A 15,076-nucleotide genomic window follows, 5' to 3' on the forward strand; every position below is an offset into this window, starting at 1 on the left:
CGGTTGGCAACGATCAGCGGCGGCGGAACAGCGGCAGCGGTTCGTCAGTGGCGGCCTGGTAGGTCACCGAGAAGTCCTTCAACCCTTGCAGGGCATCTTCCGGGTCCTTGTCGGCACGGATGGCGAAGGCATCGAAACCGCAGCGGGCCAGGTAGAACAACTGGTCGCGCAACACGTCGCCAATGGCGCGCAGCTCGCCCTTGTACTGGTAGCGGTCGCGCAGCAGGCGCGCATTGGAGTAGTTACGCCCGTCAGTGAAGGCCGGGAAGTTCAGGGCGATGACCTGGAAGTACTGCACGTCTTCGCCGATTTCTTCCGCTTCTTCATCGCTGTCCAGCCACACGCCCAGGCCGCCGTCGCGGGCCTTGAGCACATGGGCGTGGTCACGCCACAAGTGCAGCGGGACAATGTAGTCGTCGCAGTTGGTCAGCTCGTCGAGGGTGGTTTCCTTGGGCAGCAGGTGCCAGGTTTCGTCGACGATCTGGTTGTTCTTAATGATTCGCTGCATAGACGCGTTCCTTGAAGGGGTCGATGCCGATACGCTGGTAGGTGTCGATGAAACGCTCTTCCTCGGTACGTTGTTCCACGTACACGGCGATCAGCTTTTCGATCACGTCGGCCATGGCGTCCTGGGCAAAGGACGGGCCGAGGATCTTGCCCAGGCTCGCGTCGCGCGCGGCGTTGCCGCCGAGGGACACCTGGTAGAACTCTTCGCCCTTCTTGTCCACGCCGAGGATGCCGATGTGGCCGACGTGGTGGTGGCCGCAGGCATTCATGCAACCGGAGATGTTCAGGTCGATTTCGCCGATGTCGAACAGGTAGTCCAGGTCGTCGAAACGGCGCTGGATGGATTCGGCGATCGGGATCGACTTGGCATTGGCCAGCGAGCAGTAGTCACCACCCGGGCAGCAGATGATGTCGGTCAGCAGGCCGATGTTCGGCGTGGCGAAGCCACCCTCGCGCAGCTCCAGCCACAGGGCGTGAAGCTGGCGCTGCTCGACGTCGGCGAGGATGATGTTCTGCTCGTGCGAGGTGCGCAGGTAGCCGAAGCTGTAGCGCTCGGCCAGGTCTGCCACGGCGTCCAGCTGCTTGTCGGTCAGGTCGCCGGGGGCAACGCCGGTGGGCTTGAGCGACAGGGTCACGGCGACGTAGCCAGGGCGCTTGTGGGCGCGGGTGTTGCGTGAGCGCCAGCGGGCGAAGCCTGGGGCTTCGGCATCCTGGGCGCTGTAGTCGACGTTGTCGAGGGCCAGGTACTCGGGGTCGACGAAGTGGCGCGAAACGCGCTGCACTTCGTCCTCGGTCAGGGTGGTGCTGCCGCCACGCAGGTGGGCCATTTCGGCCTCGACCTTCTCGGCGAACACTTCCGGAGTCAGCGCCTTGACCAGGATCTTGATCCGCGCCTTGTACTTGTTGTCACGGCGACCGTAACGGTTGTACACGCGCAGGATGGCGTCCAGGTAGCTGATCAGGTCCTGCCACGGCAAGAACTCGTTGATGAACGAACCGACCACCGGGGTGCGGCCCAGGCCACCGCCGACCAGCACGCGGAAGCCCAGCTCGCCGGCGGCGTTGCGCACCGGCTCCAGGCCGATGTCGTGCACTTCGATGGCCGCGCGGTCTTCCTTCGAGCCGTTGATCGCAATCTTGAACTTGCGCGGCAGGTAGGCGAACTCGGGGTGGAACGTGGTCCACTGGCGGACGATCTCGCACCAGGGGCGCGGGTCGATGATTTCATCGGCGGCAACACCGGCGAACTGGTCGGTGGTGGTGTTGCGCAGGCAGTTGCCGCTGGTCTGAATGGCGTGCATCTGCACGGTCGCCAGTTCGGCCAGGATGTCTGGGATGTCTTCCAGCGCCGGCCAGTTGTACTGGACGTTCTGGCGGGTGGAAATGTGGGCGTAGCCCTTGTCGTAGTCGCGCGCGATCTTGGCCAGTGTGCGGACCTGGCGGGCGTTCAGCTGGCCATACGGCACGGCAACGCGCAGCATCGGGGCGAAACGTTGGATATAAAGGCCGTTCTGCAGACGCAGAGGGCGGAATTCTTCTTCGCTCAGCTCACCGGCCAGGTAGCGGCGGGTCTGATCACGGAACTGCTTGACGCGGTCCTCGATGATCCGCTGATCGTACTCGTCGTATACGTACATAAAAGTCCTGTCTCAGGCTGCATGCAGCTATTCGCGCGCACGGCCGCGCACTCCGGTTCGGAGCCGGGGAACGATATCAGGTTGGGTTTATGCGCTAAAGTGATGTTTTTGCATATGAAAAGAACCAAACGGACTAAGTGAGACTGACTGGCATTTGTTCGTTATAGGGTGGGCCAGGTTTATACTCACGGGTTTGTTGAGAGGGTTGTAACCGCATGCTCAAGGCGCTGTGCCAAAGCTTGTGCCTGAGCCTGCCGCTGGCAGCGACGGCGCAGGCCGCTTCGGTGGTGTTCCTCAACCCGGGCCAACCCAGTGAAACCTTCTGGACCGACTACTCACGGTTCATGCAGGCGGCTGCGGACGATCTGGGCATGACCCTGCGTGTGCAGTACAGTGAACGCAACGCCGAGTTGGCGCTGACCCAGGCGCGGGCCATCCTCAAAGCCCCGCAGCGGCCGGATTATCTGGTGCTGGTCAACGAGCAGTACGTGGCGCCGGAGATCATCCGCCTGTCGAAGGGGACCGGGGTCAAACTGTTCATGGTCAATAACGGCCTTACGCCCAGCCAGCAAAGCAGCATCCAGGCGCAACCGGGCAAGTATGCCCAGTTGCTGGGTACCTTGACCGGGAATGACGAGCAGGCCGGTTACCTCATGTTGCACCAGATGGTGGCGTTGCTACCGCGCAGCAGCGAGCCGGTCGACCTGGTGGCGTTTGCCGGGGTCAAGACTACACCGGCTTCGCAGTTGCGCGAGCAGGGCATGCGCCGGGCCCTGGCTGATTTCCCCCAGGTACGCCTGCGCCAGGTGGTCTACGGCGGGTGGAATCGTCAGCGCGCCTTCGAGCAGGCGCAGCAGTTGCTGGAGCGTTATCCGCAGACTCAATTGGTATGGTCGGCCAATGATGAAATGGCTTTTGGCGCCATGCAGGCGTTCGAGGAGGCCGGACGCAAGCCGGGGCGGGATGTGGTGTTCAGTGCGGTCAACAGTTCACCCGAAGCATTGCGCGCTCGTATTGATGGGCGACTCGGGGTGTTGATGGGCGGGCATTTCAGCCTGGGTGGCTGGGCCATGGTCATGCTGCATGATGATGCCCGGGGAATGCCGATAGATCGGGACGGTCTACGAGAACATGTCGTGCCAGTTTTGCAGTCAGTAGACCAGGCCAAGGCGGCGCGTTGGCTCAATCTTCTTGAGAGAAACGACTATGGCGTCGACTTCCAGCGTTACAGCGCCGATGGGCGGTCGGCAGGTTATCGCTACCCCTTCCTGACATCGCCCATAGAATACTGACTGTGAATACTTAAATACGTCTGCCGGGGAACCTTGATTTGTTTCGATGACAGCTTCTGCCAGAGGAGTTGTCATGCTTCATTCAACCACCGATAGCCCGGTTTCGCCTGAAAACGACCCGGAAATCACGCTGTACCCCAGCACCCAGATGCCCATTCTGCTGACCGATGACGAACGTAATGGCGCTGAACTGGTCGCCAAGGCGCAACAGTGCGTGGGGACATTTTACGGGGCCTTGAACCCGGCCCAGCGCGCGAAGCTCGATACCCTTTACCAGACACCTCAGACAGGTGTCGAGGCTCTCGCGAAGATCATCGAAGATGCCAGGGATAAAGTGAATCAATCCCTCACTGCGCTCACAGGGTTCGAAGTGCGTGTGGATGAAGTGCGTATCCATACCAATCGCGCGCACCAGGCGCCCGCCAGCGGGCCGCTCTAGGCATGGCTCTGCGGCGGCACGCCGATTCAGCTCGCACCGCCCCGACTGACCAAAGACGCCAACGATTTTGTCGCCAATAGCTGGTTGACCTCGAGCGGCGCAGCGTTTGTAAAGGCCGATGGCTGCCCGGTGAGGATCGATGAAATCATCAGCATGGGGCGTGCGCTGGATATCGGGGCGTCGATTGCTAACCAGTGCGATGCCTGGGCCGCGCACGGAAAGCAGGTTGAGACGATCAAGCGTGAGTCGAATGCCAATTTCGAGATCGCACTGCTCGATGCGTTGAAAGACAGGCGCATCAACGCAACTGAATACCAGCAGCTGCAGGCTCGCTCGGGCCTGACCTTGCCAGGGGTTTTCAGCTACCGCATGCCGGCTGCCGGGCAGATGCTGCATCGAGGCCACTTCATGTTGAGAGTAGAGGGGCACGACCTGGCTGCATTCGCGTTGCAGACGCCCAGCGATACGTACATCTATGCAGGTACTTTTCCGACGGGTAGGCTTTTTGTCGCTGATTCGGTAAAAAACCTGACGGCCATGCAAGTGTTCACCGAAGTGTTTCGCGACGATCTCTGGAATACCCGCCGCGAGCGTTCAGGCTGGTCGTGGTCGATGCTCTCACCGTTGGCGCAACAGGCGGTTTTGGCGAGGTTCCCCCAGGTGCTGCCCCTGCGTAAAGCCTATCCGGCGGACGCCTTCTGGTCAGGCTCGGGCGTTTACGCCAGCCGGGAGGACTATGAGCGTCGCGCGAGCGAAGTCCGCTTCAATGCCCCCTATCCGTTGACGGGCAGCACCGTCGTTGACCGACTGGCATCCGCTTACGCAGCGTTGTTGGTGCAGCGGGTGAAAGCGCGTTTTACACCTAATGGTCAAAGCAGCCTGGATCATACGGCGCGCATCGGACTGGAGATGGTTGCGTTTGCACTTGACGTCATCTTGGTCGCGGTGCCGGGCAAGGTGAAGTTTCCGGGCCGGGGTTTAATGTTCAAGGCCATGTTCATCAAACAACTGGCCGTCGACTTGCCGCTGGCCGTTGCGCAGACCAAATGGGAGGAGGTGGGGCAAACCCTGGTGGACTTCATGCAGACCGTGCTGGAGATGGGCGCCGGCAGAGTGGGCGGCAAGCTCTTGAAATCGAGGCTGGATGCACTCAACCGCACGTTGTTGCCCGGACGTTCGCCTGGCTTGGTCCAACCGGGCGTTCAAGCTGAAACTGCAGCGCAGCGCCTGCGCCACATGCTGCCCCCGGCGCTGCAGACGCTTGACGATAGCGTGTTGGCGCAGATGCTGCGACAGGCGGGCATCGATAAGCCGGCACTCGACGCGATGGCTGCCGGCAAGGCGCGAATGGATATGGGGTTGAGTGCCGCGGCCAGCCAGGTATTGACTCGCATGCTGACCGCGCAAACGGTGCAGCTGCTCGGAACGCAGCGCTATACCGAATTGCCTGAAACCATCGAATGGCCGGTGGTTGCATGGCTGGCCCACACCCTGGACCTTCGCATCCAGGTGCTGGACATTGCAGGCAACCCACTCAAGACCTTCGAGCCTGACGTAGGCGCTGGCAATGCCGAGCACGTGGTCAGCCGCGAGGTTGTACTCACTCGCCATGCACCTTGGCAATACGGCTCTGCCGGTGCCAACGACGACGGGGCAGTGGCGAATTCGCTGTTCCTTTTCGTGCAGGACCTGGCACCAGGTCAGCCCGCCGACCGCAAGAAAGCGTTGGCGCTCAGGGAACGACTGGCTGACAAGCTCCTGCAACCGCAAAACCAATACCGATTGCATCGAGCCGTACATCACGACGGCCGGCAGCGCGCCAGCGTTCCCCCCGATGACGGGGTCCTGTTACCTGTGTCAGTGGAAGGGCGCCTTACGGTGCGTGGCAGCATTTTGCAGCGGGCGGACGCGCGCGATATCAGTGCACATTGCGAACGCTGCGTGCCGCAGCCCAATAGCCTGGCCAACCTGAGCAAAGCCAGGTACCAGGCCGATCTTGCGGCATTGGCGGGGGCGCCTGGCTCCTCTGGCCCTCAGACCCTGTCACCCAGCGCCGAATCGCTTTATTTTAGCGGTGTGATGCAGCTATTCAGGGACATGGGACAAGGTCTGGATGTGTCGATACGCGTCGTCCAGGCGGGTGATACTGTCGGCGCCTGGGGCTACGAACAGGCCGCGCAGGTGCTAGTGCTGCAACGCCATGACGTGCAGGGGGCTTTTACCTACTGGGCAAGGGGCGCCGGCCAGAATGTCATCACCGCGGCCCATGGCAGTCCCGTACCTGTCAGCGACGTTCTAGTGCGCCTGATGGGTGCGGGGGGCCGTGAGCGCTTGGGTATCGCTGTGGGCGACGCAGGGGTGTTCAACAACGCCGTTTTGGAAAAAGTCGTTGTCAGTAGGGCGGCGCTAGTGGGCCAAGGGCAGCTGCGGGGCGTGACGGTTCACGGTGATCCTGACCTGCGTGACTGCATACAGATGGTTACATTACGAGTAGCGCCTTCGCAGAGCGGTCTGGTCGAGCAAGACGGCACGCGCTGGCTGCCCTGGGGGCATGGCGCCATGAAGGTGAGTGAAGAGGGCCCATCCTGGCGTGTCATGCTACCTGACGATAGCAAGGGCCCCTTGTTACACCGCAGTTATGGAGAATGGCGGCGGTTGCAAGAGGCACTGGACGCCACCGAGATGGATGTCGGTCAGGTGACCGATGAACCTTTACTGAAACGGTTGATGACCCAGTATGTGCGTGAGCCGTTGGCGCGTCTTTACTACGACAGCGGCAGTGGTGTGGGCGACGATTACGGCGGCGGTACCTACATCGCGTTTCGCGGGTTGAACACGACGTTTTATCGGGTCAAGACTGGCCACCTTGGCGCGCAAGAGTTTGAGCTGGTTCGCCCTGCGGGCAGTGGCGGCGGGAGATGGGTGCGCCAGGAGGTGAGCGGCCTCTGGCAGCGCGCCCGAACCTTGCCTGGGGGAATGGACAACGCCAGCACGGCGGGTGGCGGGCAGCCATCGACCCGCTCGAATGAGCCGGGCATTCCTGCTTCCCTGGGGCTGATCGGGTCACGGTATGAACTGACCTTCAATGCCCACAGCGGCACGCACAAGGCCATCAACACGTTTTATCCTTTTGTCCGGCCTGTCAAAGACACCGCTGAGTACACTCGCCGCTTGGCGCAAGCCCCGCAAGCCATGCGGCAACCCACGGACAGTAGCAGCATCGCTGCAAAAGTCGATCTGTTCCATCGGCAATGGGGGCTACCCATCGACATCACTGCGCTTGGGTTCTTTCGCATGCCAGGCAGCATCGCGGCCGAGGTCAAGCATCTCAATGGCGCGCTGATCGTTGATCTGATCACTGCCAAACGTGCGGGGCAGCCGCTGATCAGGCGGGTCATGGAGCCAATGTCCGGCTCTGGCTTCTACTCGAATTTTGTCAGGGCCAGTGGGTTTCAGGGTGAGCTGCGGGTCAATGACCTGAACCCATTGATCAGCTTGACCCAGCGTGAAATCGTTCAGCAACCGGATCGTGTCAAGCACCATATAACCAGCATCAAGCAAAGCCTGGTCGACATGTGGCACGCGCAGCATGAGCCGGTGTTCGACCCACACCTCCTGCGCACCAAATTTAGCGACGGGGATGCTGCCAAACGCTTCGTCAAATCCCCAGAGGTTCAGCGTTTCCGCGAAGACGTCAGGCACTACCTGTACGCAACGGTGGAGCCCCAGTATTCGTTGGTCAACGGGCAAATCGAAATTGCGCCTGATTCAGCCTTCCTTGCCGACCCCCTGCGCGGCGAAGCGGAAGCCAGAGCGTTTGTCGCCGCAGCGTTTTACATCGCGCAGAACAACGCGTCGCGCAACAGCTCCCCGGTGCTCATCAATAACTACAATCGACTTAACTTGCCGATGGCCATCATGAACACCGACGGTAAGTTGGGGACAGTGGTGATGCTGAGCAGCCTGTCCAACCTCGAAGGGTTGAATTACTTGAGCTATCTGCAAACCCAGCAGGGGCAGACGACGTTTTCAACCGGGGACGGTTGGGACATGTTCACTGTGGCCCAGGGGCATAGCAATGAAGGCGATCTCGCTATCCTCAGTGGGCATTTCAGTGACGTGTACCTCAAGGAAGTACCGTTCATGGCCAAGATCAAAGAGCACGTCATGCCCTTCGTCAACAATGGCGGTCGAGTAATCATCACCAACGCCTATTCGCCGTATAAAGAGTTCGCCTACAGGATGCTCGATCTGCGCGTGTTCAAACAGGACGAGCGTTATCTACTGGTGATGAACGACGCCGTGGCCCGCGACGTGGGCTTGCCCAATTTCTGAGCAAACGGAGAAAAACCTTACTTGAGTAAAGGGCATTGCTCGTCTTAACTGCTGGTTGTGAAGTGCATTCCCATAACCACTACAAGAGGCAATGCAATGGGAAACTCTACCAAGGTCCGCAAAGCTGACAGCAGTGTCGACGCGTGGGCGATCCTCTGCCTGATCGTCCTGGTGGTGGTCACCGCCGTGTATTGGGTCAGCCACCAGTAGCGCCCTTACCTTCAGACCGTGATGCAACTTGAACCGCCCGCGCAAGGGAATTGCGCGGGCGGCCTGCGCTTCAGCGGGCAGTCAGGTGCATGGCCAGTTGTACCAGGCCCACCAGCACCAGGATGAACACCAGGGTGAACAGCGTACCCAGTGCTATGAAGTGGCTGGCCTTGCCATGGGTGAAGTCGCGCGCGCGGTTCTTGCCGCTCTGCACGCCAAAGGCGGCGGCGAGGATGCTGTGCAGCATCTGCCAGAAGGTGGGGGGCTTGCCTTGGCTTGAGTGGTCCATGGTGGCTCCTGGGTATTCGGAGGCAATCAGGGACAGTGTAGGCAATGGGATAGATGTTGCCTTCGCTGGCCTCTTCGCGGGGCAAGCCCGCTCCCACAGGTACCCCACTAATCCTGAAACCAGTGGGGTACCTGTGGGAGCGGGCTTGCCCCGCGAAGAGGCCAGAACCGTTTAGCTGTCGTAGCCCAGATTCGGCGCCAACCAGCGTTCACTCACACTGACGTCCTGGCCCTTGCGCGCGCTGTAGCTGTCAATCTGGTCCTTGTCGACCTTGCCCACGGCAAAGTACTGCGCCTGCGGGTGGGCAAAGTACCAGCCACTGACCGCCGCCGCCGGGAACATCGCAAAGTGTTCGGTCAGGAACACGCCGCTCGGGCCGGTTTCGCCAATCGCCGTGCCATCGAGCAGGCGGAACAGGGTTTCCTTCTCGGTGTGGTCCGGGCAGGCCGGATAACCTGGGGCAGGGCGGATTCCGCTGTATTGCTCCTTGATCAGCGCCTCGTTGTCCAGGTGCTCATCGCGGGCATAGCCCCAGTGCTCCTTACGAACCTGCTCGTGCAGCCACTCGGCGCAAGCTTCGGCCAAGCGGTCGGCCAGGGCCTTGACCATGATCGAGCTGTAGTCGTCGCCCTTGTCCTGATAGGCCTTGGCCACTTCCTCGGCGCCGATACCGGCGGTGGTGATGAAGCCGCCCACGTAGTCGGTGACGCCGCTGGCTTTCGGCGCCACGAAGTCGGCCAGCGAGAAGTTCGGCTTGCCGTCCGGCTTGATGGTTTGCTGGCGCAGGTGGTGCAGGGTCGCCAGGGGTTGGCCATTGTCGCCGTAGACCTCGATATCGTCATCGCCCACCTGATTGGCCGGCCAGAAGCCGAACACGGCACGGGCGCTGATCAGTTTCTCGTCGATCAGCTTGTCGAGCATCTCGCGGGCGTCGTTGTACAGCGATGTGGCCGCTTCGCCGACCACTTCGTCGGTGAGGATACGCGGGAACTTACCGGCCAGGTCCCAGGAAATGAAGAACGGGGTCCAGTCGATGTATTCGGCCAGGGTGCGCAGGTCGATGTTGTCCAGCACCTTGATGCCCGTGAAGGAAGGTACGGCTGGCTGGTAGCTGGCCCAGTCGTACTTCGGCTTGGCCGCCACGGACTGGGCGTAACTCAGGCGTTCGGTGCGGGCACTGCGGTTGGCAGTGCGTTCGCGCACTTCGACATAGTCCTGGCGGGTCTTTTCGACGAAGCCAGGCTTGAGTTCCTTGGACAGCAACTGGGTGGCCACACCCACGGCGCGCGAAGCATCGGTGACGTAGATCACTGCGTCGTTGTTGTACTTCGGCTCGATCTTGACTGCGGTGTGCGCCTTGGAGGTGGTGGCGCCACCGATCATCAGCGGCAGCTCGAAGCCCTGGCGCTGCATTTCGCGGGCAACGTGGACCATCTCGTCGAGCGATGGGGTGATCAGCCCGGACAGGCCGATGATGTCGCATTTTTCGTCGCGGGCGGTTTGCAGGATTTTCTCCGCTGGCACCATCACGCCGAGATCGACGATGTCGTAGCCATTGCAACCCAGCACCACGCCGACGATGTTCTTGCCAATGTCGTGCACGTCACCCTTGACCGTGGCCATGAGGATCTTGCCCTTGGCCTCCGGCTTGTCGCCTTTTTCGGCTTCGATGAACGGGATCAGGTGAGCAACGGCTTGTTTCATCACGCGCGCCGACTTGACCACCTGGGGCAGGAACATCTTGCCGGCACCGAACAGGTCGCCGACCACGTTCATGCCACTCATCAGCGGCCCTTCGATGACCTCGATGGGGCGTGCGCACTGCTGGCGGCACTCTTCGGTGTCCTCGACGATGTGCGCGGTGATGCCCTTGACCAGGGCATGCTCCAGGCGCTTGCCGACCGGCAGCGACCGCCAGGCTTCGTTCTCGATTTCCTTGGTGGCGCCGCCGCCTTTGAAGTCGTCGGCGATGGCCAGCAAGGCATCGGTACCTTCCGGGGTGCGGTTGAGTACCACGTCTTCGACCTTCTCGCGCAGTACGGCCGGGATCTCGTCGTAGATCTCCAGCTGACCGGCGTTGACGATACCCATGGTCAGGCCGTTGCGGATGGCGTGGAACAGGAACACCGAGTGGATTGCCTCACGCACCGGGTTGTTGCCGCGGAACGAGAACGACACGTTGGACACACCGCCCGAGCTCAGCGCATGCGGCAGGTGATCACGGATGTAGGCACAGGCCTCGATGAAGTCGACGGCATAGTTGTTGTGTTCTTCGATGCCGGTGGCGACGGCGAAGATGTTTGGGTCGAAGATGATATCTTCCGGCGGGAAGCCCACTTCGTTGACCAGGATGTCGTAGCTGCGCTTGCAGATTTCTTTCTTGCGTGCGGCGGTGTCGGCCTGGCCGACCTCGTCGAAGGCCATCACCACCACGGCGGCGCCATAGCGCTTGCACAGGCGGGCATGGTGCTTGAACTGCTCGACACCCTCCTTCATGGAGATCGAGTTGACGATGCCCTTGCCCTGGATGCACTTGAGGCCTGCCTCGATCACTTCCCATTTGGACGAGTCGATCATGATCGGCACGCGGGAGATGTCCGGCTCGCCGGCGATCATGTTGAGGAAGCGAACCATGGCAGCCTGGGAGTCGAGCATCCCTTCGTCCATGTTGATGTCGATCACCTGGGCGCCGGCTTCGACCTGCTGCAGGGCGACATCCAGGGCTTCGGTGTAGTTCTCTTCGCGGATCAGCCGGGCGAACTTGGCAGAGCCGGTGATGTTGGTGCGCTCGCCGACGTTGACGAACAACGACTGGCGGTCGATGGTGAACGGCTCCAGGCCCGACAGGCGGCAAGCTTTGGCGATTTCCGGTATTTCACGTGGCTTGTACTTGGCCACGGCCTCGGCGATGGCCTGGATGTGCCCAGGCGTGGTGCCGCAGCAACCGCCAATGATGTTGAGGAAGCCGCTGGCGGCAAACTCCTCGACCACAGCGGCCATTTCCGCCGGGGTTTCGTCATACTCGCCGAAGGCGTTCGGCAGGCCGGCGTTGGGGTGCGCGGAAACGTGGGTGTCGGCCTTGGTCGACAGTTCTTCGAGGTACGGGCGCAGGTCCTTGGCGCCGAGGGCGCAGTTCAGGCCCACGGAAATCGGCTTGGCGTGGCGCACCGAGTTCCAGAAGGCTTCGGTGGTCTGGCCCGACAGGGTACGGCCCGAGGCGTCGGTGATGGTGCCGGAGATCATGATCGGCAGCTCGATGCCGTCGTCCTCGAACACCTGCTGCACGGCGAAGATCGCCGCCTTGGCGTTGAGGGTGTCGAAGATGGTTTCGATCAGGATCAGGTCGGCGCCGCCCTCGATCAGGCCGCGGGTGGCCTCGATGTAGTTTTCCACCAGCTCGTCGAAGGTGACGTTGCGGTAGCCGGGGTCGTTGACGTCCGGGGAAATCGAGCAGGTGCGGCTGGTCGGGCCGAGCACGCCGGCGACGAAACGCGGCTTGTCCGGGGTCTCCAAGGTCTTGGCATCGGCCACCTGGCGGGCGATGCGTGCACCCTCGACGTTCAGCTCGTAGACCAGCGACTCCATGCCGTAATCGGCCTGGGAAATCTGCGTGGCGTTGAAGGTGTTGGTTTCGAGGATATCGGCGCCGGCGTCCAGATACGCCTTCTCGATGGCAGCGATGACATCAGGGCGGCTGAGCAGCAGCAGGTCGTTATTACCCTTGACGTCGCTTGGCCAATCGGCGAAGCGCGTGCCACGATAGTCGTGTTCCTCGAGGCGGTAACTTTGGATCATAGTACCCATGCCGCCGTCGAGGATCAGAATGCGCTCATTGAGTGCGTGCTGGAGTGCTTGGAGACGAGCGCTGCGGTCGGACATAGGAACTACCTGGTCGGGCGAATATCAGAAGGTGCGAATCATAACAAAGCTGCGCGGATTTTAGGCGCATCGGCCATTTCCATGAATTCTGTTCATGTTAAGCCACAGAGCACCCAAGGACGACCAGGCAATCGTGATGGCTTTCAAGAACCAGGACTTTCGGCACATGGTGCATCGCTTTATGGCTGCCGCCTTCGCCCTGCTGATCAGCGGCGTGGCGTTCGGGCAGGTCCCCCAATCGAGCCCGGCAATTTCCTACACCCGGGATATACAGCCGATCTTCACCGAGAAGTGCGTGGCCTGCCACGCCTGCAACGACGCTGCCTGCCAGCTCAAGCTGGAGAGCCCGGAGGGCGCGGTGCGCGGCGCCACCAAGGTGCCGGTGTACCAGGGCGAGCGCAGTAAGGCGGTGCCCACCACGCGGCTGTTCTACGACGCCCACAGCGAAGAGGCGTGGCGCAGGAAGGGCTTCTATTCGGTGCTCGACAACCAGGGCAGCCAGGCCGCGCTGATGGCGCGCATGCTCGAACTGGGGCACAAGACGCCGCTCACCCCCAATGCCAAGTTGCCCGAAGAGATCGTCTTGGGGCTGAACCGCAACAACATGTGCCCGCTGCCCGGTGAGTTCGACGCCTACGCCGGCGCTCACCCCAAGGAAGGCATGCCGCTGGCGGTCACCGGGTTGACCGACCAGGAATACCACACGATGCAGCGTTGGCTGGCGGCGGGTGCGCCGGTCGAATACCAGCCGCTTCAACCAAGCGCGGCTGAAGCCAAGCAGATCGCCGAATGGGAGGAACTGCTCAACCGCCCGGGTTCTACCGAAGCGCTGGTTGGCCGCTGGCTGTACGAGCACCTGTTCCTGGCGCACATCTATTTCGTCGGCGGTGAGCAAGGCCACTTCTTCCAATGGGTGCGCTCGCGCACGCCCAGCGGCCAGCCGGCCGACATCATCGCCACGCGCCGCCCCAACGACCCGCCCGGTACCGATTTCTATTACCGCCTGATCCCTGTGCAGGGCGTGATCGTGCACAAGACCCACATCACTTACCCGATGGGGCCGCAGAAACTCAAGCGGGTGAAGCAGCTGTTCTATGCCGGCGACTGGCATGCCTCGGCGCTGCCGGGCTACGGCCCACGCCATCGGGCCAACCCGTTCGAGACCTTCGAGGCGATCCCGGCGGTGGCGCGCTACCAGTTCATGCTGGATAACGCCGAATACTTCGTGCGGACCTTCATCCGTGGCCCGGTGTGCCGCGGGCAGATCGCCACCGACGTGATCCGCGACAACTTCTGGGCATTGTTCCAGGAGCCGGCCCACGACCGTTACATCACCGATGCCAAATACCGGGGTGAAGCCACGCCGCTGCTGGCCATGCCGGGGCAGATCGACGACGTAGGCAGTGTGTTGTCGCTGTGGCATGCCTACCGCGACAAGCGCAATGAATATGAAAAACTGCGGCGGGAAGCCTATGCCGACATGCCGGCACCGGGCTGGGCGACGCTGTGGGCCGGCAACGACAACGCGCTGCTGAGCATCTTCCGCCACTTCGACAGTGCGGCGGTGACCAAGGGCCTGGTCGGCGATGTGCCGCTGACCATGTGGCTGTTCGACTACCCGCTGCTGGAGCGTACCTACTACCAACTGGCGGTCAACTTCGACGTATTCGGCAATGTCTCGCACCAGTTGCAGACGCGCTTGTACTTCGACCTGATCCGCAATGGCGCCGAGGTCAACTTCCTGCGCCTGATGCCGGCCGACCAGCGAGGCGCGATCCTCAGCGACTGGTACCAGAGCGGCGGCAAGGTAAAGATGTGGCTCGACTACGAGGACATCGACACCGACACGCCGAGCGGTATCAAGCTCGACCCGCGCGATGCCAAACGCGACTTCGGCCTCAAGTTGCTGCAGCGCACCGGTAGCCTGAATGCCGCCCCCGACCCGATCAACCGCTGCCAGGGCGCCTACTGCTCACGGCCACAGATGAACGAGGAATTTCGCGACGTCGAGCAGTCGCTGAGCCGCCTGGCGTCTCGCCCGGCTGCGGGGCTGAAGGTGATCAATCAACTGCCCGAGGCGACGATGCTGCGCATCGAAGGGCAGGGCGGCCAGCGCCAGGTCTACAGCCTGCTGCGCAATCGTGCGCACAGCAACGTCGCTTTCCTGCTGGGCGAAGCCTCGCGCTACCAGCCGGGGCTGGATACCCTGACCTTGTACCCGGGGGTGCTCAGCAGCTATCCCAACTTCATCTTCAACATTCCAGCTGCGGATGTGCCGGAATTTGTCGAGGACATGGAGTACGCACGCGACGATGCGGCCAAGTTCGAACGGATCGTCCTGCGTTGGGGGGTGCGTCGCAGCCACCCGGAGTTCTGGCGTTACTTCCATGACCTCACCACCTTCATCCAGGAAACCGAACCGGTGGAGGCGGGGGTGCTGGACATGAACCGCTACGAGAACCTCTGATCGGTCGAGCTGACCTTTCCG

General features: G+C 61.7%; 8 protein-coding genes. 4 read left to right on the top strand and 4 right to left on the bottom strand.

What is annotated here, in order from left to right; genetic code table 11:
- Window positions 1–13 precede the first annotated feature (13 nt).
- Both ACZ6YA_RS21190 and ACZ6YA_RS21195 read right to left on the bottom strand, forming a co-directional pair.
- Window positions 14–508, bottom strand: a complete 495-nt coding sequence (locus tag ACZ6YA_RS21190; RefSeq protein ID WP_465899139.1) for a DUF934 domain-containing protein — start codon at window positions 506–508, stop codon at window positions 14–16.
- Window positions 492–2,144 carry a nitrite/sulfite reductase gene (locus ACZ6YA_RS21195; RefSeq protein ID WP_465899141.1) on the bottom strand — a complete coding sequence of 551 codons (1,653 nt, stop codon included), beginning with the start codon at window positions 2,142–2,144 and terminating at the stop codon, window positions 492–494. The genes ACZ6YA_RS21190 and ACZ6YA_RS21195 overlap by 17 nt, the downstream gene beginning before the upstream one ends.
- Before the next feature lie 215 nt (window positions 2,145–2,359).
- Here ACZ6YA_RS21195 and ACZ6YA_RS21200 point away from each other — a divergent pair, with 215 nt between their 5' ends.
- The 3 genes from ACZ6YA_RS21200 to ACZ6YA_RS21210 all read left to right on the top strand — a co-directional run bounded on the left by ACZ6YA_RS21200 (window position 2,360) and on the right by ACZ6YA_RS21210 (window position 8,210).
- Window positions 2,360–3,436, top strand: coding sequence for an ABC transporter substrate-binding protein (locus ACZ6YA_RS21200; protein ID WP_465899142.1), 1,077 nt, complete (start codon window positions 2,360–2,362; stop codon window positions 3,434–3,436).
- 73 nt (window positions 3,437–3,509) lie between these two features.
- Entirely contained in the window at window positions 3,510–3,875 is a 366-nt protein-coding gene (locus ACZ6YA_RS21205; RefSeq protein WP_465899144.1) for a hypothetical protein, read from the top strand.
- Window positions 3,876–4,004: 129 nt separating this feature from the next.
- Window positions 4,005–8,210, top strand: coding sequence for a hypothetical protein (locus ACZ6YA_RS21210; protein ID WP_465899146.1), 4,206 nt, complete (start codon window positions 4,005–4,007; stop codon window positions 8,208–8,210).
- Window positions 8,211–8,490: 280 nt separating this feature from the next.
- Here the strand turns inward: ACZ6YA_RS21210 and ACZ6YA_RS21215 are convergent, their stop codons facing one another.
- Together ACZ6YA_RS21215 and metH are read right to left on the bottom strand one after the other, a co-directional pair.
- Window positions 8,491–8,709 carry a DUF2970 domain-containing protein gene (locus ACZ6YA_RS21215; RefSeq protein ID WP_465899148.1) on the bottom strand — a complete coding sequence of 73 codons (219 nt, stop codon included), beginning with the start codon at window positions 8,707–8,709 and terminating at the stop codon, window positions 8,491–8,493.
- 171 nt (window positions 8,710–8,880) lie between these two features.
- A complete protein-coding gene (gene metH, locus ACZ6YA_RS21220; protein WP_465899150.1) occupies window positions 8,881–12,588 on the bottom strand; it encodes a methionine synthase in 3,708 nt (1,235 codons plus the stop codon).
- 166 nt (window positions 12,589–12,754) lie between these two features.
- Here metH and ACZ6YA_RS21225 point away from each other — a divergent pair, with 166 nt between their 5' ends.
- Window positions 12,755–15,055 (top strand): fatty acid cis/trans isomerase, encoded by a 2,301-nt coding sequence (locus ACZ6YA_RS21225; protein ID WP_465899242.1) that lies wholly within the window; start codon window positions 12,755–12,757, stop codon window positions 15,053–15,055.
- Window positions 15,056–15,076 lie beyond the last annotated feature (21 nt).

This window comes from Pseudomonas sp. NPDC090752 (assembly GCF_055584805.1).